This window comes from Streptomyces sp. SID13726, assembly GCF_010548375.1.
GTDB lineage: Bacteria > Actinomycetota > Actinomycetes > Streptomycetales > Streptomycetaceae > Streptomyces.
On the sequence record NZ_JAAGLY010000005.1, the window covers coordinates 168,791 to 188,619 of the forward strand.

Sequence of the window (19,829 nt, forward strand, 5' to 3'; positions counted from 1 at the left end):
CGCACTCCGACCAGCTGCTCGGCCCTACTTCGGGTCGGTGTTGAACTTGGTGGTCGCCCAGCGGTAGCCGAGCGCGGTCAGGGCCAGGCACCAGGCGACGGCGAGCCAGCCGTTGTGGCCGATCTCAGTGCCGAGGAGGAGGCCGCGGAGGGTTTCGATGGCCGGGGTGAAGGGCTGGTACTCGGCGACCGGCTGGAACCAGCCCGGCATCGCGTCGACCGGGACGAACGCGCTGGAGACCAGCGGCAGGAAGATCAGCGGCATCGCGTTGTTGCTGGCCGCCTCGGCGTTCGGGCTGACCAGGCCCATGCCGACGGCGATCCAGGTGAGCGCGGTGGCGAACAGGACCAGCAGTCCGAAGGCCGCCAGCCACTCCAGGAGCGAGGCGCCGGTGGAACGGAAACCGATGGCCACCCCGACCGCCCCGACCAGGACCACACTCGCCACCGACTGGAGCACGCTGCCGATGACGTGCCCCACGAGCACCGAGCCGCGGTGGATGGCCATCGTGCGGAAGCGGGCCATGATGCCCTCGCTCATGTCCGTCGACACCGACACGGCCGTGCCGATGGTGGTGCTGCCGATGGTCATCAGGAGCAGGCCGGGGACGAGGTAGGCGATGTAGTCGGAACGGTCGCCCCCGCCGATGCCCGCGCTCATGGTGTCGCCGAAGACGTAGACGAACAGCAGCAACAGCATGATCGGCGTCAGCAGCAGGTTCAGGGTGAGGGAGGGGTAGCGGCGGGCGTGCAGCAGGTTGCGCCGCAGCATCGTGGACGAGTCACGGAGGGCGAGGGACAGGGAACTCATCGGACGGTCTCCTTCAGGGGGTCGGTGCTGTCGGTGTTGTCGGTCAGGGCGAAGAACACGTCGTCCAAGTCCGGGGTGTGCACGGTCAGTTCGTCGGCCTCGATACCGGCCGCGTCCAGCCAGTCCAACAGGGCCCGCAGTTCGCGCTGGCTGCCGTCGCTGGGCAGCCGCAACACCAGGGCCTCGTCGTCGCGGGACGCCTCGCCCAGCGCACCGGCCGCGGTGCGGTAGGCATCCGGGTCGGTGAAGCGCAGGCGCAGATGGCCGCCGGGGATCAGCCGCTTGAGCTGTTCGGCGGTGCCCTCGGCGGCGATCCTGCCCTGGTGCAGGACCGCGATCCGGTCGGCGAGTTCGTCGGCCTCCTCCAGGTACTGCGTGGTCAGCAGCACCGTGACCCCGCCGGTCACCAGCTCCCGGATGATCTGCCACATCGTGTGCCGCGAACGCGGGTCAAGACCGGTGGTGGGCTCGTCCAGGAAGATGATCCGCGGATCACCCACCAGGGTCATCGCGATGTCCAGGCGCCGCTTCATGCCCCCGGAGTAGGCCGAGGCGGGCTTGCCCGCCGCCGCCGTCAGATCGAACCGCTCCAGCAACTCGGCCACCACCCGCCGCCCCTGCGACCGGGGCAGGTGATGCAGGTCGGCCATCAGCAGCATGTTCTCCTCACCCGTGATCAGCCCGTCCACCGCGGAGAACTGACCCGTCACCCCGATCACCGATCGCACCGCCTGCGGGGCGATGGCCAGGTCGTGCCCGCCCACCCGGGCCTCACCCCCGTCAGCGGAGACCAGCGTGGACAGGATCTTCACCGCGGTCGTCTTGCCCGCACCGTTCGGCCCCAGCAGCGCGAACACCGAACCCGACGGGACACGGATGTCGACACCGTCCAGAACAGTCTTGTCACCGAAGGACTTGCGCAACCCGACGGCGGAGATGGCCAGTTCGGTCATGGGAGTGCTCCTGTTCCGTTTCCGGGTCCGTGGGATCAGAGGCTGCGGGCGGTGATGTCGCCGTGGGCCGTGGTGGCGTGGATGGTGAGGTCGGCGGTGCCGCTGTTCTGGAGCGAGTTGCTGACGCGGCCGTAGCCGGTGCCGGCGTCCAGGGCGGCGGAGACCCCGCGGGCGGCGGCGACGGAGATCTCGCCCTGCTCGGTGCGCAGGGTGATCTCGCCGCGTACGGCCTCGGCGATCCGGATGTCGCCCCGCTGGGTGCTGATCCGGGCGGCGCCGCTCAGCCGGCCGACCGCGATGTCGCCGTCGAGGACGGTGAGGCGGGTCTCCGCGGCCTCGTCGATCTTGACCGGGCCCTGCGCGACCTCGAAGGTGACGTCGCCGAGGCGTCCGACGCCCCGGAGTTCACCGGCGGCCGCCTTGCCCTCGACGCGGGAGCCGGCCGGCAGCTGGACCGTCACCTCGACGGAACCGGAGGGGCCGAAGTACTGGTTCTTCGCGGCCGGGGCCGCGATCCGCAGGACGCCGTTGTCGTAGCCGACCTCGATCTGCTCGGCCGCCTTCACGTCACGGCTCCTGGCGGAGTCCGAGGGAAGGACGTCGACGGTGGTGTCGGCGCGGTCGGCGGCGATGAACCGGATGTGCCCGGCCGGGATGTCGACGACGGCGGCGACGGGGGCGGGGGTGTCGAACTTCCGCATGATGCTCTCCTGTGTGCTCGTTGACGTTTCCGATATTGGAAAAGCTACGTTGCGTTCATGGATTGGGCAACATGCATGTTGCACTTGAAGAGAATCAGTGCAGCTAGATGCAGGTATTTCATTGCAATGGTTTGGGATTTAACGCAACGTCAGCCATCATTGCGTTGCAATGGATGGAGAATGAACGCTATTCTGGCGACGTCAGAGACGTACGAAGGGAGACCGCGGTGCCGGGAGGCAGGCTCAGTCAGCAGGAACGTCAGCAGATCGCGCTGGGACTGGCCGACGGCCTCGCCTACGCGGAGATCGCCAGGCGCCTGGACCGTCCCACCTCGACGGTCACCCGCGAGGTGATGCGCAACGGCGGCCCCACCGCCTACCGCGCCGACCTCGCCCACCGCGCCACCGAGCACCGGGCCCACCGGCGCCGGCAGTCCGTGCCCCGGGGAGCGGAGGCGCCCCCGCAGGCCGACGGACGCGACGCCGAGGCCGTACGCGAGTACGAGGAGGCGTGGACCACCCTGCTCATGCAGCAGGGGCTGCCCAAGATGATGTCCCGGGTGCTGACCTGCCTGTACACCACGGACGCGGGCAGCCTCACCGCGTCCGAACTCGTCCAGCGGCTCCAGGTCAGCCCGGCGTCCGTGTCCAAGGCGATCACGTTCCTCGCGGGACAGGGGCTCATCCGGCGGGAGCGGGACGAGCGGCGCCGGGAGCGCTATGTCGTCGACAACGACGTCTGGTACCAGGGCATGATCGCCAGCGCCCGCTCCACCGCCCAGCTCGCCGAGACCGCGCGCCAGGGCGTCGGCGTCCTCGGCCCCGACACCCCGGCCGCCGTCCGCCTGGAGAACATCGCCCGCTTCGTCGACTTCGTGGCCGAGAGCATGATCCGCGCGGCGGAACAGGCCCGCGAGGTGCTCTACACCGACGGGCCCCAGAGCATGGACGGCTGACCGGCGGGTGGCCGCTCAGCCCACCCGGTCGATCCACTCGTTGCCGCCCAGCGGGTAGTCGTACCCCGGGCGGCCGACGTCGGCACTGGTGCGGAACGGCGTACCCGCGTTGTCGATGTGGACGGTGCCCCGGCGGCCGCCGCTCGACCAGTTCAGCGTGAGGTCCCAGCGGACGTCGTGGGCCGTGGTGTGGGCGTCGACGTAGAAGACCTCGGGGTCGGACTCGCTGACCTTGTACGGGAAGCCGCGCTGGCCGTTCTTCACGGTGACCGTGGGGCTGCCGCTGTCCAGGGCGACGTCGAACGACTTGGTGCCCACGCCCCCGCCGCAGCCGACGCCCATCGAGTAGTCGTTCCAGGCCAGCGGCGCGGCCTTGGAGAGGACGCGGACATGCAGGGATTCCAGTACGACGGTCTCGGCGCCGGTGCCCTGGACGGTGAGCGCGACGCGCTGCTCGCCGGAGGAGACCGCGCCGTACGCGGCGGCCCAGCGCGGGGCGTTCTCCTCGGTCGCGGGCGGGCCGACCTGCTCGGGTTCGCTGTCGACGAGGAAGTGCTGGCTGCACGGGTCCTCGTAGACGTAGGGGCGGGTGCCGACGGTGAGCGGGACGCCGGTGCCGACGGGCCGGTCCGCGCTCTGTCCACCGCCCCCTGCCGTCCCGGAACCGGCCGTCCGGGCGGGGGAGGCGGAGGCCGGCGCGGACGTCTCGTGCCCGCTCCGGGCCGGGGACGGGGTGGTGGACGACGTGCCGGTGGCGCCGGTGTCCGCGGTGCCGGTGGGCCCCACGTCCAAGGTGCCGGTGATGGGCTCCGTGGTGTCCCCGGCCGCCACCGGATGCAGCGCGAACGCCACGGCCCCCAGCGTGGTGGCCACCGCGACGGCGACGATCAGCGCGGTACGGCGCCGGTGGAGCCAGGAGTTCCGGGCCGCCGGGACGGTCGCGGCGGCCGTCTCGACGAGAGGCGGCTCGTCGTCACCCGGTGCGTCACCGAGGCCGTCGGTCGGCTGTACGACGCTCCCCGCGCCGCTTCCGTCCCGCGCGGGACCGTCCGCATCCGCCCCCGGGGGCGCCGGTGCCTGTTCCGTCCTGCGTCCCCGTGCCGCGTCCGCCAGAATCCAGCGGCGGTGCAGTTCCACCAGCTCCTGCGGGGTCGCCCGGCAGACCCGGGCGAGGCGCTCCACCGGGGCGTACTCGACCGGTACCGCGGTGCCGTTGCAGTAGCGGTGCAGCGTGGACGTACTCATGTGCAGGCGCTTGGCGAGCACCCCGTAGCTGAGTCCCGAGCGGTCCTTGAGTTCCCGCAGCCGGCGCGCGAACGCCTCCGTCTCCTCGGCCTCCATCGCCCCTGACACCTGTTCCCCTTCACCCCCGTGTCCCATTCGCGCGTTCCAGGGGAACCGTGTTCGCCCTGGTCACCGCACGTTTCGGCGTTCCAGCGTCCCCAACTGCCCGCCAGGCGTGGCGGTCGGGACGGATCGCCTCACAAGCTTCGGTCATCCAATCAGCACGGCCACCCGAACACCGAAGGGGCACAGCCACATGTCCAGCTTCCGCACCGCCCGCACCCGTCTCGCCGGCACCGCCGCGACCGCCGTACTCGCCGCGCTCTCGCTGACCGCGTGCAGCGACGGGACGGGCACCCACGACGAGGGGGCGGCGCTCACCGGTTCTGTGTCGGGGTCCACCTCGGGCTCCGCCTCGGGGTCCCCCTCCGGTTCCACCGGCTCCGGCGCCGCCGCGGACAGTGCCGGCTCCGAGGCAGCGGTCACCTCCAAGGCGCCCGCCACTGCCAAAGCGCCCGCCACCTCCAAGGTGCCCGCCTCCTCCGCCAAGCCGGTCACCTGTGAGGGGTCCAACACCAGGACCGTCGCCGCCCCGCTGAACCGCCCGGTCAACCACATGCTGCTGACCGTGACCAACACGGGCAGCAGGACCTGCTTCCTGTACGGCTACCCGAGCGTCCGGTTCACCGACGCCCAGTCCGAGCCGCCGGTCATCGAGGACTCGCAGCCGCAGGCGGTCGTCACGCTCCAGCCGGGCGAGTCGGGGTACGCCTCGGTGAACCTGTCCGCCACCGACGGCAGCGGCTCGAACGGCTACACCGCGGACTCCCTGACCGTCTATTTCTACGGCCGCTCCATGAGCGGGAGCGTCGGCGCCGCCGCCCGTCCGTCGCTGCCCGCGAAGGGCGTCTACATCGACGACTCGATCAAGGTCACCTACTGGCAGCAGTCGATGGACGACGCCGTCAGCTGGTGAGGGAACCCTGTCAGTACTCTTTTCATCTTTCCTCCCTGGGAAGAAGCTTTGAACGGCATATGGAGAACTGACGGAAATTGCGACAGATGAGACCCCAGGCGAGACTCTGGGCCGTGGCGGGCGTCGTGGGGCTCGGATTCCTCGTCGCCCTGGAGATCGCCGCGCGCCGCTACGGCCTGCCCGGCCCGATCACCACCCAGACGCGCGAGCTGTGGTGCCCGCCCAAGTCGGGCCTCCTGCTCTACGCCGGCATGGCGCTGATGACGATGGTCCTCACCTGGCGGCAGCGCTTCGTCGCGTTCGGTTCGGCGATAGCCGTCGACGTGGCCTTCTTCGTGGTCCGGACGGCCTGTGGCGTGACGGTGACGGAGGGCCAGCCCTTCGGCAACGGCGCGCTGTGGGTGCTGCTGGCCCACGGGGTCGTCGCCGTCACCCGGCGTACCGGCCGGGAACGCGTCCTGCTGCTGAAGGGCGTGGGCCTCGGCCTGCTGCTGGTGGCGGGCCGCAAGACCGGTGACACCTGGCTGGTCATCACCTCGAAGACCCGGCCGACCGTGCTCGACCAGTACGTGGCGACCGCCGACCACGCGCTCGGCAACCCGTCCTGGGCGATGGGACGGCTCGTCACGGCCACCGGGCCGTTCGGCTTCAACTTCCTGGACTTCGTGTACGGCCAGCTCGCGGTCGCCGCGGTCGTCGTCGTGCTGTGGCAGCTGCGGCACGTGGCGGCCGAGCGCCGGTTCCCGCGCCACCACCTGGTGCGCAGCTTCCTGGTCATCGGCCTCCTCGGGCCCGCGGTCTACATGATCTACCCGGTGGTCGGACCGGTCTTCGCCTACGGCACCGGGACCGAGCACTGGGCCTCGATCGCCCTGTGGGCACCGCAGGGCCCGCCCAGCGCGCAGTGGGCGGTGGCCGACCTGTGGCCGCGGACCGTACCGGCGATCCAGGCCCCGCGGCCCATGGGCTTCGACGCGTTCACCCCGCGCAACTGCATGCCCAGCCTGCACACGGCATGGGCGACGGCGATCTTCATCCACTCCCGCAAGGGCCCGCGCCCGCTGCGGATCGCGGGCGCGGCCTGGCTGGTCGCCACGCTCTGCGCCACGCTGGGCTTCGGCTACCACTACGGCGTCGACCTCATCGCCGGTGTGGTGTTCACGCTCACCGTCGAGGCGGCCCTGCGCACCCTGGACCGCGACTGGGACCGCACCGGCCTCAGGCTCACCGCCTACGGCGCGGCCGTCTTCGCCGTACTCCTGACGTCGTACCGCTGGCTGCCGTTGCAGATGGCCGAGCACCGCTGGCTGGCCGGCCCGCTCCTCCTGCTGGCCATGGGCTCGATGATCTACGCCTATGTGCGGACCGTGCGGCGATGGGAGGCGGAGACCGTCGCGGAGGCCGGGCTGCCGCGGCCGCGGCTCGAACCGGTGGAGGCCGAGCGGGCCTGCTGAGGGCCTGCCCGGCCGCCATCCGCCCGCCGCCCGCCCGGCCGGTTCACGTGGCGGTGAAGGCCAGGACCGTGTTGTGGCCGCCGAAGCCCAGGGAGTGGCTGAGGGCCAGGCGGACGGGGTGGGTGCGGCCGGGCCCGGTGACGATGTCGAGGCCGGTCGTGGAGTCGTCGGGGGCGTGGAAGTTGGCGGTGGGCGGCACGGTCCGGTGGGTGATGCTCAGTACGGTCAGGGCGGCCTCGATGGCGCCGGCCGCTCCCATGGTGTGGCCCAGGACCCCTTTCGCCGACGTCACCGCAGGAGGCCTGCGGGGGTAGAGCGCGCGGATCGCGGTGGCCTCCACACGGTCGTTGAGCGGGGTGCTGGTGCCGTGCGCGTTGACGTGGTCGACGTCGTCAGGACCGGCGCCCGCCTGGTCGAGGGCGTTCAGGGTGGCCGCCCGCAGTCCCGCTCCCTCCGGGTGCGGGGCGGTGGGGTGGTGGGCGTCGCTGGTGCTGCCGTGGCCCGCGAGCCGGGCCAGCGGACGGGCGCCGCGGGCGGCTGCGTGCCGGCCGCGCTCCAGGACCAGCACCCCGCAGCCCTCGCCGAGGACGAAGCCGTCCCGGTCCCGGTCGAAGGGGCGTGAGGCGCGTCCGGGGTCGTGCTCGCGCCGGGACAGCGCGCCCATCTTGGCGAACGCGGCGGCGCACAGCGGGGTGACCATCGCGTCGGTGCCGCCCGCCACGGCGATGTCACAGGCCCCCGACCGCAGCAGCAGACAGGCCGTGACGATCGCCGTCGCCCCCGAGGCGCAGGCCGTGGAGGTCTGCAGGGAGGGCCCGGTCACCCCCAGGTCGAGGGCGAGGTGGCCCGCCGCCATGTTGGGCAGGAAGGCCGTCATGGTGAGCGGGGACAGCGCCCCGGGACCGGCGGCGAGGAGCTTGTGATGCTGGGCTTCCAGGGTGTCGATGCCGCCCGCCGCCGTGCCGACCACCACGGCCACCCGGGCCGGGTCCCACTCCGCCGGGTCCAGGCCCGCCGAGCCGAGCGCCTCCCGGGCCGCCGTCAGCAGGAACCGCGTGCTCCGGTCGAAGCGCCACAGCCGCCCCCGGCCCGACGGCAGGTCCGGCACCCGGCACGACATCCGCACCGGCGCCTCGGCCAGGGCGGGGTCGGCACGCGCGGTGGACGAGGCCGCGCACACGGCCTCCCAGGTGGCTGGGGCGCCGGTTCCGCCCGGGGTCACGAGGCCGATGCCGGTGACGGTGATGTCGTCGGGTGCCGGGTTCACTGGGCGGCCTTGGGCTTGGGTGCCGGGTCGGCGGTGGTGGGGAGTGTGGTCGCGCACGCCGTCTCCGAGGTGGCTGGGGCTCCGATTCCGCCCGGGGTCACGAGGCCGATGCCGGTGACGGTGATGTCGTCGGGCGCCGGGTTCACTGGGCGGCCTCGCGCCTGGGCGCCGGGTCGGCCGTGCCGAGCAGTGCGGTCACCGCGCGCGCCACGTCGGTGACGGTGACGTCGGCGGAGGCCGCGGAGTCGTCGAGCGGTACCCGCCACTCCTCCTGGAGGGTGACGTACAGCTCCACCACGGCCAGCGAGTCCAGGTCCAGCTCGCCGAGGGTGGCGGTGGCCCGGATGCGGTCGGGGTCGACCTCGAACTTGTCGGCGAGCAGGGTCACGAGGTGGTCGTAGACGCGGTCCATGGCTGGCTCCCTGTGGGGTCGGGGGTGTCCGGGGCGGTGCGGTCGGTCGGTGGTGCCTCGGCGCGCGGGACCGCGTCCGGCCAGCGCAGGGCGGCCGAGGCCCAGGTGAGTCCGCCGCCGAAGGCGGTCAGCAGGGTGCGTTCGCCGGGGGCGACGGACCGGTGGACGCCGGGGTCGGCGAGGACGAGGGGGATGGAGGCGGCCGCGGTGTTGCCCAGCTCGCGGATGTTGCCGTGGCGGTGGGCGGGCGGGATGCCGAGGCGGTCGGCGACGGAGTCCAGGATGCGCTGGTTGGCCTGGTGGCCGACGAAGGCCCCCACCGACTCGGGCGCCCACTCGGCCTGCCGCAGCACGGCGTCCGCCGAACGGGTCATCCGCCGTACGGCGTGGGCGTAGACCTCCCGCCCGCGCATCCGGAAGTGCCGGTCCCGGGGGTCGGACGGCGGCCGGTCGCGCGGGTGCCGGGAGCCGCCGTACGGGACGGTGATGAGGTCGCCGCCGCTGCCGTCGGCGCCGAGGTCGGTGGCGATCACGGCGCCGGGTTCGCCGGCGGTCCCCAGGCGCAGCAGGACGGCTCCGGCGCCGTCGCCGAAGATCGGCGCGGTCTCGCGGTCGGCCGGGTCGACGATGGTCGTGTAGGTGTCGGCGCCGATCACCAGGACCGTGGCGCAGGCGGCGCCGCGGATCAGGGCCGTCGCCGTGGCCAGCCCGTACAGGAAGCCCGAGCAGACGGCGGCGAGGTCGAAGGCCGGGATGGTGCCGAGGCCGAGCCGGTGCGCGACGGCGGGCGCGGTGGCCGGGCAGGGGTGGTCCGGGGTGCTGGTGGCCAGGAGCAGCAGGTCGGGCCGGGGGCGCCCGGCGGACGCGAGCGCCGCCCGCCCGGCACCGACGGCCAGGTCGCCGGTGCTGGTGCCGGGCCCGGCGTGCCGGCGGCGGGCGATCCCGGTGCGCTCCCGGATCCAGGTGTCGTCCGTGCGCAGCGCTCCGCGGGCCACGACCGTGTCGTTGTCGACGACCCGGTCCGGGAGACAGGCGCCGATGCCCGTGACGACCGCGGTGACCTCGGGGGAGTCCGGTGGGCGCACGACGGTCCTCATGCCGGGGCGAGGGGCGGGGCGAGGGGCGGGGCGAACGGTGAGGCGGGCTTGGGGTGACCGGCCAGGCCGCCGTCCGGGACCGAGAGGCCGCCGTCCACGACGAGCGCGTGCCCGGTGACGAAGGAGGAGGCCGGGGAGGCGAGGAAGAGCGTGGCGCCGACGACCTCCTCCACCGCGGCCCAGCGCCCCAGCGGGACATGGCTGGTGAGCCAGTCCGAGAGGGGGCCCGCGGTGCTGGCGAACTCCGTCATGTCGGTGCGGGTCCAGCCGGGGCACAGGGCGTTGACGCGGATGCCCTGCCGGGCCCAGCCGACCGCGAGACTGCGGGACAGGGAGAGCTGCGCGGCCTTCGTGGCGGCGTACGCCTCCATCATGGGCGTGCCGACGAGACCGGCCACCGACGACATCAGGACCAGACTGGCGCGCTCCGAGGCGGCCAGATGAGGGTGGGCGGCCCGGCACAGGGCGGCCGTGGCGTTGAGGTTGACGGTGACGACGCTGTCCCAGTCCGGCTGCTCGGCGAGTTGCAGCGGCAGCAGTAGGGGGCTGCCGTCCTCGGCCGTCGGGAGGGTGCCCGCGTTGTGCACCACGACGTCCAGGCCGCCGAGCGCTGCCGCCGCCGCGTCGGCGAGACCGGCCGCGACACCGGGTTCCGCGAGGTCGCCGGCGAGGGCCACGGCCTTGCGGCCCCGGTCCTCCACCGCCCCCACGGTCGCGTCGAGGGCGGCCCGTGTCCGCGCGGTGACCGCCACGTCGCAGCCCGCGTCGGCCAGCGCCTCGGCGACGGCCCTGCCGATGCCCCGGGAGGCGCCGGTCACCAGGGCGCGGGCGCCGTCGAGACGGAACAGATCCAGGACGTTCACCGGAGGACTCCTTCTGGTGCGGAGGGGTGGGTGGGGGTGTGCGGCAGGGCGGGTGCCCCGCTCCAGGTCAGCAGGGCGCTGCCCCAGGTCATCCCGGCGCCGAAGACGGCGACGAGGACCCGGTCGCCGGTCCGCAGCCGCCGGCCGGCGGCGGCGCGGGCGAGGGCGTACGGGGCGCTGGCGGCGCCGATGTTGCCGACCTCGTCGCCGACGACGGCCGCCCGGCCGGCGGGGATGCCGAGGTCGGCGCCGATGCGCCGCAGCAGGACGGGGTTGGGCTGGTGGGCGATGACGCAGTCGACGTCGTCGAGGCTCAGGCCGCCCTGTTCGAGGGCGTCGGTGACCAGCCGGGGGAAGACGTCGGTGATGAACCGGCCGATGGTCCGGCCGTCCATGTGGACCCGGTGGCCGCCGTCGGCGAGCGTCGCCGCGCTGGCCGGCCTGCGGCTGCCCCCGGCCGGGATCAGCACCCGGTCGGCGAGGGCGCCGTCGGAGCCGAGGCTGAACCGGGTGAACCCCTCGGCGGCGGGCACCGGGCCCAGTACGGAGGCGGCGGCCCCGTCGGCGAACAGCACCGCCGTGCCCCGGTCGGCCGGGTCGAGGAACCGGGAGTACACCTCGACGCCGACCACGGCCGCGTACCGCACCTCGCCGGAGACGCGCAGCCAGTCGTGCGCCACCTTGGCCGCGAACAGCCAGCCCGAACAGGCGGCGCTGACGTCGAGGGCCACGGCGTTCCGGGCGCCCAGCACGGCCTGCACCCGGCACGCGGTGGAGGGGCCCAGCTCGTCGGGCGTCGAGGTCGCGCACACCAGTAGCCCGATGTCGGCGACGTCGATCCCGGCGGCCTCGGCGGCGGCCCGGACCGCGTGCGCGGCCAGGTCGGAGGCGGCCTCGTCCGGCCCGGCCACATGCCGGCTGAGCACTCCGGTGCGCTCGCCTATCCACTCCGCCGTCACCCCGGCGCCGCGCGCCACCTCGGCGTTGGTGCGGACCGTCGGCGGCAGATAGCTGCCCATGCCGAGGACTCCGATACGGCGCTCCCCGCTCATGCCGTGCCCCCGCGGGTCCAGGTGGGGTCGGCGGCGAGGTCCTTCGGGAAGGCGAACGCCTCGGTCAGCAAAGGGAGTCGGGGCAGCAGCGCGTCGCACAGCTCGTCGGCGGCACCGGGCAGTTCCCGGACGTCCGCGGGCCGGAGCGTGCCGTGGGCCAGCAGCGAACCGGCGAGGCGCCGGGCGGCCACGACCCCGTGCAGGGCGGCCAGCGGACGCAGCGCCTCGGCCAGCGACTGGTCCTGTACGGCGTCCAGCGCGCGGACCGTGTCCCCGGCCAGGAGCGCGGTCGCGTGGACCTCGCCGAGCAGACCGGCGTCCTCCAGCAGCGGGTTCCACACCTCGAAGGGCGTGCGGTCGCCCGTGGCGCGCGAGCGGTGCGCCAACTCCCGTGCCAACGTGGCCTCATGACGGCGTACGACGGCGGTCCACCAGCCCGGTGCGAGAGGCGAGGGCAGTGCCGTGACGGGTGCCTCGGGTCCGTCGGCCTCGCGCGCCTCGTCGGCCAGGGCGCGGCCGATGTCGTAGAGGATGAGCTGGCTGTCGCCGCCCGCGGTGTCGAAGGCGTCGTGGAAACCGCCGTACGCGGCAAGGCGGTTGGCGTCCAGATGGCCGGAGAAGCCGCAGCGCCGGCGGCACTCGGCGATCAGTTGGGCGGCGAGCCGGACCGTGACGGCCTTGTAGGCGGCGAGCGGGCGGCTGACGGCGGCCCAGGGCGTGAAGCCCATCGCCGTGCCGGTGCCGGGCGGTTGTGCGCGGCCCGCGAGGGACTCCTCCCACACCCGGCGCGCCCCGTGCGCGGCGCAGGTCAGGGCGAACGCGTCGGCCAGCGCGCCCAGTACCGCGCGCTGCTGGGTCCGGTAGCTGAGGAGGGGGGCGCCGGGGGACAGCCGGGCCTGGGTGGGGCGGCCGCGGGCGTAGTCGACGGCCTGTACGGCGGACTGGCGGGCGGTGGCGGCGGCGACCGCGGGCATGGTCGCCCACAGGCCCTGGCCGACGCGCAGGGTGCGTTCCAGGCGGCGTTCGGGGGAGCCCGCGGGGTCGTGGAAGGTGCCGTCGGACTCGCGGGCCGCGCCGTCCGCGAGCCACTGCCCGTACGGCACGCGGACGTGGTCGAAGCGGACCTGGACGTAGTCGAGGGGCAGCGCGCCCAGGCCGAGCGGGGAGGACACCTCGATGCCGGGCAGGAGTCCTTCGGCGCCGGACAGGTCGACCACGAATCCGAAGACCCCGCGGTCGGTGCCGTCGGTGACCAGCCGGGCCAGCACCACCGCGGTCTGCGGCACGTCCAGGGTGCCCGCGCTGCCGAACTTCGCGGCGCCGGGGTCCGGGGTGTGCAGGACGAACTCGCCGGATTCCGGGTCGAGTTCGGCGACGGTACGGGTCGCGAGGTGGCTGTTCGCCCGCCCGGCCTCGGTGATCAGGTAGACGCCCTTGGCCCGTCCTGAGCGCAGTGCCTCCATGCGCCCGGCCAAGTGGGTTGATCCGTCGCCCAGTCGGGCCATCGAGCCGAGGCAGAGCAGGTGGTGGACCAGTGCCGCGAGACACAGGGACGGGTCGGTCACGGCCGTCCACGCGTGGAGGGCGGTCAGCCGCGCGGGGTCCTCGAAGAGCCGGTCCGCGGGCGGGAGGGTGGCGCCCAGGGCTCCCAGGCGGTGCAGGAGTTGGGGGTCGTCGGTGGCGAGGGCCTTGTGGAGTTCGGTGAGGAAGGCGGGGTCGCAGGGGCCGTGGACGAGGCGGTGCAGCTCTTCCTGGGCGGTGGGGGGCATCGCTGGGGCTCCGGGGTCGGGGGAGGGGAGGGGAGGTGCGGACTCGGAGGCGCTGTTCGATGTGGGGGTCGCCGGGTGGGGTGGGCTTCTGGGGGGGGGCGCCGGATGGGGTCGGTCTCTGCGCGGGTCGTGCGGGTCGTGCGGATCGCCAGGTGAGGTCGGTGTCCGTGTCGGTGTGTCCGTGTTCGACGTGCGGATCACCAGGCGAAGTCGGGTTCCGTCAGCGGGGCGTGGACGGGGAGCGCGTCTGCGGCAAGCACTCTGCGGGCACTTGCCGCCAGCGCGCTGCCCGTGCCCGCCTCGAAGGCGACGTCCGGGCGGTGTTCGGCCACCTGGTGCAGCACCGTGGGCACCACGGCGGGCAGGGTCAGGCAGTCCGCCAGGCGGCGGGGCAGGTCGTCGTCGGGGCCGTAACGGCGGCCCGCCACGGCCGAGTACACCGGCAAGCGCGCCGGAGCGAAGGCGTAGGCCCGCAGTGACGCGGCGAACTTCTCGGACTGGGCGGTGAGTTCGGGGTGGTGGGAGGAGAACGGCAGCCGTAGTCGCGCGGCCGGTACCGACTGGTCCGCGGCCGTCTTCTCGACCCGGGCCAGGTCGGACACCGGGCCGGCGAGCACCACCGAGCGGTCGTCGTTGACGACGGCGACCACCGTGTCGGTCGCCCCGGCCCGTTCCAGCAGGCGCCGCGCGGACGGTTCCGGGCAGGACAGCAGGGTCAGTCCGCCCGGACAGCCGGCGAGGACGAGGGCCAGGTCGTGGGCGGCCCGGGCGCCGTCGGGGACGGTGAGGACCCCGGCCGAGGCCAGCGCGGCGATCTCGCCGAAGCTCACCCCGACGACCGCAGACGGCTCGCCCCAGGAGGCGCACAGGGCCCGGTGCACCGTCAACGAGGCACCGTAGAGCGCGAGTTGGGCGAGTCCGGGACCGGCGTGCGCCAACTCCCGGCCGCTGGGCGGTCTCTGGCCGAGGAGCCAGGGCCCGAGCCGGGGCAGTCCGCGCTCGGCCGTGACCTGGTCGACCTCCTCGAAGACCTGGCGGGCGGCCGTCGCGAGACCGGTGCCGGGGCGGACGGCGCCTGCCAGGGCGGCGACGGAGAAGTCGCCCTGGCCCGGGAACAGATGGACGCTGGAGGGTCGGCGGGACGGACGGTCCGGCCGTTGTGCGGAGCTGATGCGCATCTCAACCCTTCCGTCGGAGCAGGTCAGCGGTGCACAGGGGGCGTACGGCGGCCGTGGGTGCGCCTTCGGTGCGCACTGTGCACGGTCATGAGGAGCGCCGCACCCTGAGCCTGCCTGATCGGCATCGCTTGCAGCGCCTGTGCGAGAGGCGAACGTGTTGAACACACACGGGTGTTGAACCGCCGTACTCACGACCGGCGGAGCGGGACAGGAAGAGGAGCGTGCGATCGCCGCGTACACCGAACCAGTCGCTGCGCATCCTCCTGGCCGAGGCCGGGTGGAGCGGCGCCCAACTGGCGCGCCGGATCAACGCGCTCGCCGCCGCCCAGGGCACGGCACTGCGCTACGACCGCACCTCCGTCGCCCACTGGCTGGCCGGCAGCCGCCCCCGGCCGCCCGTGCCCGACCTCGTCGCGGAGGCCTTCACCCGGAGTCTCGGCAGACCGGTCCGGGCACAGGACACTGGACTGCTGAACCCCGGGCAGCCGCGCCGCGCCGACGGAGCGCCACCCGGTGAAGGGAGCGCCGTGGCACGCCTGGAACGGATACTCGGCGACACCGACCGCCGCGGCCTGGCCCGCCTCGGCGCCTACTCGCTGGCGGCGCTCGCGATCCCGCCCGGGGTGTCCGAGGCCGCCCGTATCCCGGCCGCCGAACCGTCCGCGCGGGTCGACGCCTCCCAGGTCCGGCTCGCCCGGGAGATGCTCACCGTCTTCTCCCGGGGCGACGCGGCCTTCGGGGCGGGCTCGATCCGCGAACCGCTGCGGCAGTTCCTCTCGACGGCGCTGCTGCCCTGGCTGCGGCGGGACATGAAGCCGGCGGTGCGGCGCGAGCTGTTCACGGTGGCCGCGCAGCTCGTGTACCTCTGCGCGTTCACCCACTTCGACATGAACCATCAGGCCGCCGCGCAACGCCTCTATCTGACCAGCGTCGAACTCGCCCGGGAGGCGGGCGACCCGGTCGGCACGGCGCTCGGGCTGCGCGGCCTGAGCGTCCAGGCCCACACCCTGGGCCACTTCACCGAGGCGCATCGGCTGGCCGAACACGCCGTGCGCACCGGGGTACGGCATGTGCCGCCGCACCAGCAGGCCTTTCTCCAGGGCCAGTTGGCGGTCACCCAGGCCGCGCTCGGCGACAGCCGCGCCCTGCGCCTGCTCGCCGACGCCGAGCGCCGACTGGAGGGCACGGCGAGCGGCTCGTCACCGGTCGGCGCCTTCCACCAGGGGTCGCTCGCGCTCCAGCACGCGGCCGTGGCCAGGAGCAGGGGCGATCACCGTACGGCCGTACGGGCGCTCGATCTCTCGCTGCGCAGGCGTCCCGCCGACGAACGCAGGTCGCGGGCGCTCAGCCTCGCCGAACTGGCCGAACTCCAGTTGGCGGCCGGGCACTTGGAGCAGGCGTGCCGGACCGGGCACGAGTTCCTCGACGTCCTGCCGCACATCCACAGTGCCCGTGCCGAGGTGCGGCTGCGCGCGCTGACCGCGGGGCTGCGTCCGCACGCCACGAACACGGTCGCGGCGGCGCTGCTCGCGCGGGCCCGTCCTCGGGGCGGTGCGGGCCGACCAACAGGGTGAAAAGCGCTGTTCGGGGGAGAAACGGAGTGATCGCTACCGGTTGGATGGCGTGTTGACCGACCTCACCCGACCGAGCGTCGACCGACCGACCTCACCCGAGCGTCGGCCGGCCGAGCCAGGAAGCCGTCAGGGAATTGAACAGAAGCGTCCTGTCCGAAGCACTCCACCGCACCGTGCCGTCCCTCGCGCCCGGCACCGTCGTGGTGGCCCGATCGTTCCACCACCCCGTCCGCGGCCCGGTCGACTGCCCGGCCCACCAGCTGCTCGCCGCGCACGTCCGGCGGGCGGGGTTCGCCGCCGACGGCCGCCGCTTACCCGATCCGCGCGCCGCCCTCGACGGGACTCCGGCGACCGTCTTCACCGTGTCCTACGAACACCCGGAAGGCGGCCATCGCGGCCTCGCCCTCGCGGCCCGCGACGACGACCCGGCCGCGCTCGCCTTCGCCCGGCGCCAACTCGACTCCTGGCGAGCCGTCCTGCGCACCCGGCGGGTCCTGTACGTGGGCGCGCCGCAGCCCGCCCAGGCGCCCGGCGCACGGGTGCCGGCCCAGACCTCCGACGCCGCCCGCGGCCCCTGGCAGCCGTGCGGCTGCCCCACCCGCACCGGCTGCCCCGCGACACGAGACGCGGAACGCGCCCTGCGCCGCTTCCTGGACCGCGGCGACGAGGTGGTCGTGATCGGCACGCCGGCCTCCGGCACCTGGCCGCCGCAGCACCTGCTCGGACCGGCTCTGCTGTCGTCCTCGGCTCAGGCGGAGGGTTCGATCGTGGGGCTCCCGGATCGTGGTGATGAGGTGTCGGCGATCGGCGCGCCGCCCTCCGGCACCTGGCCGTCACCGCCCCCGCGCGGACCGGCTCCGCTGTCGCCCCCGGATCAGCCGGAGCACTCGACCGTGAGCCGCCCGGACCGTGGCGACGAGGTGGTCGTGATCGGCGTGCCGGCCTCCGGCACCTGGCCGTCACCGCCCCCGCGCGGACCGGCCCGGGTCGCCACCCCGGAGCAGGCGGAACAGCTCACCGTGACGGACCCGGACCGTCTCGCCTTCGTGGTCGCCCCCGGCACCCCTGTCTCCGAGGCCTCGGCCGTCCTCGCCGTCCTGCGCCGACGCCACCCCCGGCTGCGCGGCCAGCACCCCCAGGAGTGGTGCTACACGATGGATGACCTGCACACGGCGCTCGACTCGGCGCTGCCCCAGTCCGACCGGCTCCTGATCACGACCGGCGCGCAGTCCCCCGACCCCTTCGCCGGAACGGCCCTCGCCCGGCCCGCCCGCCTCGCCCTGCCCACCCGCGACGTGACCGCCCTCCACGACCTGCGCCCCACCGACGTCGACGGCGCCACCCTCACCGTCCTGGACACCACCGCCGACCGCAGCGCCACCCGCGCCCTGGCCCGAGCCCTCGACGGCCTGGGTCCCACGAGCCACATCCGCCGCGAAACCCGCTCCCGTGCCGAACACCCGCACGCTGCCGCGCACCAGCGGTCGTGATCCGGGACTCTCCGCGGGCCCCGGTCACAGCTCCTGGTCCGGCCACCCCAGCAGCCGGGCGCCGATGACCGCCGTCTGGAGCATGTACCGGTGCGCCGGGTCGGCCGGGTCGGCGCCCGTGAGCTGGTGGATGCGTTCCAGACGGTAGGTCAGGGCGCGGACGCTCAGCGAGAGGCGGCGGGCCGTGACGGCGCCGACGCAGCCGGAGTCGAAGTAGACGGTGAGGGTGTCCAGGAGGGGCCGGGCGCCGCCGCGGGCCGTGGTGAGGGGGCCGAGGGCCTGGCGGACGAGGTCGGCCATGGCCTGGCGGTCCCGGGCCAGGACGGGGTAGACCAGCAGGTCGGCGGCGCGCAGGACGGGCTCGTCGAGGCCGAGCCGCTCGGCCATCTCCAGGGCGTTCAGGGCCTCTTCGTACGACTGGACGACCCCGCCGGGTCCGGGCTGGGCCCGCCCGATGGCGACCTGGCCGCCGCCGGTGGCGGTGTGGGCCTGCTCGGCGAAGTAGGGCAGGATCTCCTCCTCGTGGCCCGGTGCGACGCACAGCATCCGGCCGTCCTTGGTGGTGAGCAGGACGTCACGGTGGCCGAACCGGGCCAGCAGCGCCCGCTCCACCCGCCGGGGCACCGGATCGCCCTCCTCGTACGCGGCCGGACCGCGCGCGACGGCGACCGCGTGGGCCTGGGAGAGCCTGAGCCCGAACCGCTCGGCCCGCTCGGCGAGCCGCCCCAGGTCGCTGCGGCCGTAGAGCAGGTCGTCGATGAACTCCCGCCGTACGGCCTCCTCCTGACGCACCGCCAGCCGCTGCGCGCGCTCGTACCCCTCCGCGAACGCGTCCACCACCTGCTGTACGACGGCCAGCGCGCCGTCGGCCGAACCGGCCGGGCCGGGCCACGCCTCGCGGGCCGCGGACAGGTGGGCGCCGACCAGGGTCCGCAGACTGTGCCCCGCCTCCGCGGCCTGTTCCCCGAGCGCGCGCCGCGACTCGATCTCGGCGCGGGTCAGCCGCCGTCCGAGGGCCGCGACCTCGGTGAGGATCTCGGCGTACCCCTCCAGGAAGCGTTCAGTTACCACCCGATCCGCCATGCCACCCCCGTTTTCCCGGAATCCTAACGCTGCGTTGACTGCACTCCGTCAGTAGCCCGGCACCCGGACCCCCGCGAAGGCTGCCGGGAACCGGCAATGCGCGGGACCGGTCAGGGCGGGCACCATGGGTCGCGGGGAGCACCACGGAAAGGTCCCGGTGCCGGACACCGAGAGGTGCCGGCGCCGGGACCCACGGTGGGCCCGTGCCCGCGGTGTATCGCCGTCGGGGCGCGGTTCCGTCCGTGTCCGGCATAAAAGGCGTGTGAAGACTGCCGGAACACGGCAATGAAGCGGCCGCCCTCCCCATGTCAGGGTTCCGTCAAGCCGGGGATCGGCGACAGGGTGGGAAAGGGGGACGGCACGCATGGCCTGGTTTCTCGGAATCGGCATCACGGGGGTCGTGCTGCTCGCCCTGTCGCTGGTCCTCGACGGTGTGCTGGACGGGGCACTGGACGGCGCGCTCGGGGGAGCGCTGGACGGGTGGCTGTCGTTGCCGGTCGTCGCCGGGTTCCTGGCGATGACCGGCTTCGGCGGGGCGATCGCCCTGGGCACCACGGGCGCCGGACCCACGGTGGCGGCCGGCGCCGGTGCCGTCGCGGGACTCGGCACGGCCTGGCTGACGTACCGCTTCGGGCGGCTGCTGGCGCACGACCCGACGGCGTCCGCCCCCACCGGGGACGATCTGGTGGGCACGGCCGGCAGCGTGGTCACGGCCATCCCGGCGGACGGGTACGGCGAGGTGCTGCTGCGGCTCGCCGGGCAGCCGGTGAAGCTCGCCGCCCGCAGCGCGCGCCCGGTGGCCCGGGGGGCCGAGGTGTGGGTGGAGTCCGCGCCGACCGCCACCTCGGTGCTGGTCCGCCCGGTGGACCGCTGAACCCCCCCTGTTTCCGGCGCTCTTCACCCACTCAAC

Annotated in this window: 19 protein-coding genes; 6 read left to right on the plus strand and 13 right to left on the minus strand. The window is 74.1% G+C overall.

The genetic code is table 11. The annotated features are described in order from the left end of the window. Nucleotides 1-24 precede the first annotated feature (24 nt). From G3I78_RS15050 to G3I78_RS15060, 3 genes are read right to left on the minus strand one after another with little or no spacing between them, the layout of a single operon-like run. Nucleotides 25-810, minus strand: coding sequence for an ABC transporter permease (locus G3I78_RS15050; RefSeq protein WP_164424526.1), 786 nt, complete (start codon nt 808-810; stop codon nt 25-27). Then, nucleotides 807-1,763: an ATP-binding cassette domain-containing protein gene (locus G3I78_RS15055; protein ID WP_164424528.1), complete on the minus strand. Its 957-nt coding sequence runs from the start codon at nt 1,761-1,763 to the stop codon at nt 807-809. The genes G3I78_RS15050 and G3I78_RS15055 overlap by 4 nt, the downstream gene beginning before the upstream one ends. Before the next feature lie 35 nt (nt 1,764-1,798). Beyond that, entirely contained in the window at nt 1,799-2,464 is a 666-nt protein-coding gene (locus G3I78_RS15060) for a DUF4097 family beta strand repeat-containing protein (protein ID WP_164424530.1), read from the minus strand. A gap of 227 nt (nt 2,465-2,691) precedes the next feature. Between G3I78_RS15060 and G3I78_RS15065 the strand changes: the two genes are divergently transcribed. Next, nucleotides 2,692-3,420, plus strand: coding sequence for a helix-turn-helix domain-containing protein (locus G3I78_RS15065; protein WP_164424532.1), 729 nt, complete (start codon nt 2,692-2,694; stop codon nt 3,418-3,420). A gap of 15 nt (nt 3,421-3,435) precedes the next feature. Here G3I78_RS15065 and G3I78_RS15070 read toward each other — a convergent pair whose 3' ends face one another. Beyond that, nucleotides 3,436-4,773 (minus strand): transcriptional regulator, encoded by a 1,338-nt coding sequence (locus G3I78_RS15070; RefSeq protein WP_164424534.1) that lies wholly within the window; start codon nt 4,771-4,773, stop codon nt 3,436-3,438. A gap of 187 nt (nt 4,774-4,960) precedes the next feature. On the opposite strand from G3I78_RS15070, the gene G3I78_RS15075 reads away from it, so the two are divergent. Both G3I78_RS15075 and G3I78_RS15080 read left to right on the plus strand, forming a co-directional pair. Then, a complete protein-coding gene (locus tag G3I78_RS15075; RefSeq protein WP_164424536.1) occupies nt 4,961-5,680 on the plus strand; it encodes a DUF4232 domain-containing protein in 720 nt (239 codons plus the stop codon). An 86-nt stretch (nt 5,681-5,766) separates the two neighbouring features. Then, the gene (locus G3I78_RS15080; protein ID WP_164424538.1) at nt 5,767-7,134 is read left to right on the plus strand and encodes a phosphatase PAP2 family protein; all 1,368 of its coding nucleotides are present in this window, start codon (nt 5,767-5,769) and stop codon (nt 7,132-7,134) included. Between the two features lie 43 nt (nt 7,135-7,177). Here the strand turns inward: G3I78_RS15080 and G3I78_RS15085 are convergent, their stop codons facing one another. From G3I78_RS15085 to G3I78_RS15120, 8 genes are all read right to left on the minus strand, one after another. Next, nucleotides 7,178-8,401 carry a beta-ketoacyl-[acyl-carrier-protein] synthase family protein gene (locus G3I78_RS15085; RefSeq protein WP_164424540.1) on the minus strand — a complete coding sequence of 408 codons (1,224 nt, stop codon included), beginning with the start codon at nt 8,399-8,401 and terminating at the stop codon, nt 7,178-7,180. Further along, on the minus strand, nt 8,398-8,547 hold the full coding sequence (locus tag G3I78_RS15090) for a hypothetical protein (protein WP_164424542.1): 150 nt from the start codon (nt 8,545-8,547) through the stop codon (nt 8,398-8,400). The genes G3I78_RS15085 and G3I78_RS15090 overlap by 4 nt, the downstream gene beginning before the upstream one ends. Beyond that, nucleotides 8,544-8,813, minus strand: a complete 270-nt coding sequence (locus G3I78_RS15095; RefSeq protein WP_164424544.1) for an acyl carrier protein — start codon at nt 8,811-8,813, stop codon at nt 8,544-8,546. Before G3I78_RS15095 ends, G3I78_RS15090 begins: the two co-directional genes overlap by 4 nt. Next, nucleotides 8,786-9,898, minus strand: coding sequence for a beta-ketoacyl-ACP synthase III (locus G3I78_RS15100; protein ID WP_343243759.1), 1,113 nt, complete (start codon nt 9,896-9,898; stop codon nt 8,786-8,788). Before G3I78_RS15100 ends, G3I78_RS15095 begins: the two co-directional genes overlap by 28 nt. Nucleotides 9,899-9,906: 8 nt before the next feature. After that, complete coding sequence (locus tag G3I78_RS15105) at nt 9,907-10,773, minus strand: SDR family NAD(P)-dependent oxidoreductase (protein WP_164424548.1); 867 nt, start codon at nt 10,771-10,773, stop codon at nt 9,907-9,909. Further along, a complete protein-coding gene (locus G3I78_RS15110; RefSeq protein WP_164424550.1) occupies nt 10,770-11,825 on the minus strand; it encodes a ketoacyl-ACP synthase III in 1,056 nt (351 codons plus the stop codon). The genes G3I78_RS15105 and G3I78_RS15110 overlap by 4 nt, the downstream gene beginning before the upstream one ends. Next, the gene (locus G3I78_RS15115; RefSeq protein ID WP_164424552.1) at nt 11,822-13,594 is read right to left on the minus strand and encodes an acyl-CoA dehydrogenase; all 1,773 of its coding nucleotides are present in this window, start codon (nt 13,592-13,594) and stop codon (nt 11,822-11,824) included. Before G3I78_RS15115 ends, G3I78_RS15110 begins: the two co-directional genes overlap by 4 nt. A 197-nt stretch (nt 13,595-13,791) precedes the next feature. Beyond that, nucleotides 13,792-14,772: an acyltransferase domain-containing protein gene (locus G3I78_RS15120; protein ID WP_164424555.1), complete on the minus strand. Its 981-nt coding sequence runs from the start codon at nt 14,770-14,772 to the stop codon at nt 13,792-13,794. A 221-nt stretch (nt 14,773-14,993) separates the two neighbouring features. On the opposite strand from G3I78_RS15120, the gene G3I78_RS15125 reads away from it, so the two are divergent. Both G3I78_RS15125 and G3I78_RS15130 read left to right on the plus strand, forming a co-directional pair. Continuing rightward, on the plus strand, nt 14,994-16,346 hold the full coding sequence (locus G3I78_RS15125) for a hypothetical protein (RefSeq protein ID WP_164424557.1): 1,353 nt from the start codon (nt 14,994-14,996) through the stop codon (nt 16,344-16,346). A 134-nt stretch (nt 16,347-16,480) separates the two neighbouring features. Then, on the plus strand, nt 16,481-17,836 hold the full coding sequence (locus G3I78_RS15130; protein WP_164424559.1) for a 4-hydroxy-3-methylbut-2-enyl diphosphate reductase: 1,356 nt from the start codon (nt 16,481-16,483) through the stop codon (nt 17,834-17,836). A gap of 24 nt (nt 17,837-17,860) precedes the next feature. On the opposite strand, the gene G3I78_RS15135 is transcribed toward G3I78_RS15130, so the two are convergent. Continuing rightward, the gene (locus G3I78_RS15135) at nt 17,861-18,919 is read right to left on the minus strand and encodes a helix-turn-helix domain-containing protein (protein WP_164424561.1); all 1,059 of its coding nucleotides are present in this window, start codon (nt 18,917-18,919) and stop codon (nt 17,861-17,863) included. Between the two features lie 364 nt (nt 18,920-19,283). Between G3I78_RS15135 and G3I78_RS15140 the strand changes: the two genes are divergently transcribed. Continuing rightward, a complete protein-coding gene (locus G3I78_RS15140; RefSeq protein WP_164424563.1) occupies nt 19,284-19,793 on the plus strand; it encodes a hypothetical protein in 510 nt (169 codons plus the stop codon). Nucleotides 19,794-19,829 lie beyond the last annotated feature (36 nt).

What these genes read in the sequence shown, in the direction of transcription:
- G3I78_RS15050 (WP_164424526.1), bottom strand. Translation starts at nt 810, where the DNA reads ATGAGTTCCCTGTCCCTCGCCCTCCGTGACTCGTCCACGATGCTGCGG.
- G3I78_RS15055 (WP_164424528.1), bottom strand. Translation starts at nt 1,763, where the DNA reads ATGACCGAACTGGCCATCTCCGCCGTCGGGTTGCGCAAGTCCTTCGGT.
- G3I78_RS15060 (WP_164424530.1), bottom strand. Translation starts at nt 2,464, where the DNA reads ATGCGGAAGTTCGACACCCCCGCCCCCGTCGCCGCCGTCGTCGACATC.
- G3I78_RS15075 (WP_164424536.1), top strand. Translation starts at nt 4,961, where the DNA reads ATGTCCAGCTTCCGCACCGCCCGCACCCGTCTCGCCGGCACCGCCGCG.
- G3I78_RS15080 (WP_164424538.1), top strand. Translation starts at nt 5,767, where the DNA reads ATGAGACCCCAGGCGAGACTCTGGGCCGTGGCGGGCGTCGTGGGGCTC.
- G3I78_RS15095 (WP_164424544.1), bottom strand. Translation starts at nt 8,813, where the DNA reads ATGGACCGCGTCTACGACCACCTCGTGACCCTGCTCGCCGACAAGTTC.
- G3I78_RS15110 (WP_164424550.1), bottom strand. Translation starts at nt 11,825, where the DNA reads ATGAGCGGGGAGCGCCGTATCGGAGTCCTCGGCATGGGCAGCTATCTG.
- G3I78_RS15115 (WP_164424552.1), bottom strand. Translation starts at nt 13,594, where the DNA reads ATGCCCCCCACCGCCCAGGAAGAGCTGCACCGCCTCGTCCACGGCCCC.
- G3I78_RS15120 (WP_164424555.1), bottom strand. Translation starts at nt 14,772, where the DNA reads ATGCGCATCAGCTCCGCACAACGGCCGGACCGTCCGTCCCGCCGACCC.
- G3I78_RS15135 (WP_164424561.1), bottom strand. Translation starts at nt 18,919, where the DNA reads ATGGCGGATCGGGTGGTAACTGAACGCTTCCTGGAGGGGTACGCCGAG.
- G3I78_RS15140 (WP_164424563.1), top strand. Translation starts at nt 19,284, where the DNA reads ATGGCCTGGTTTCTCGGAATCGGCATCACGGGGGTCGTGCTGCTCGCC.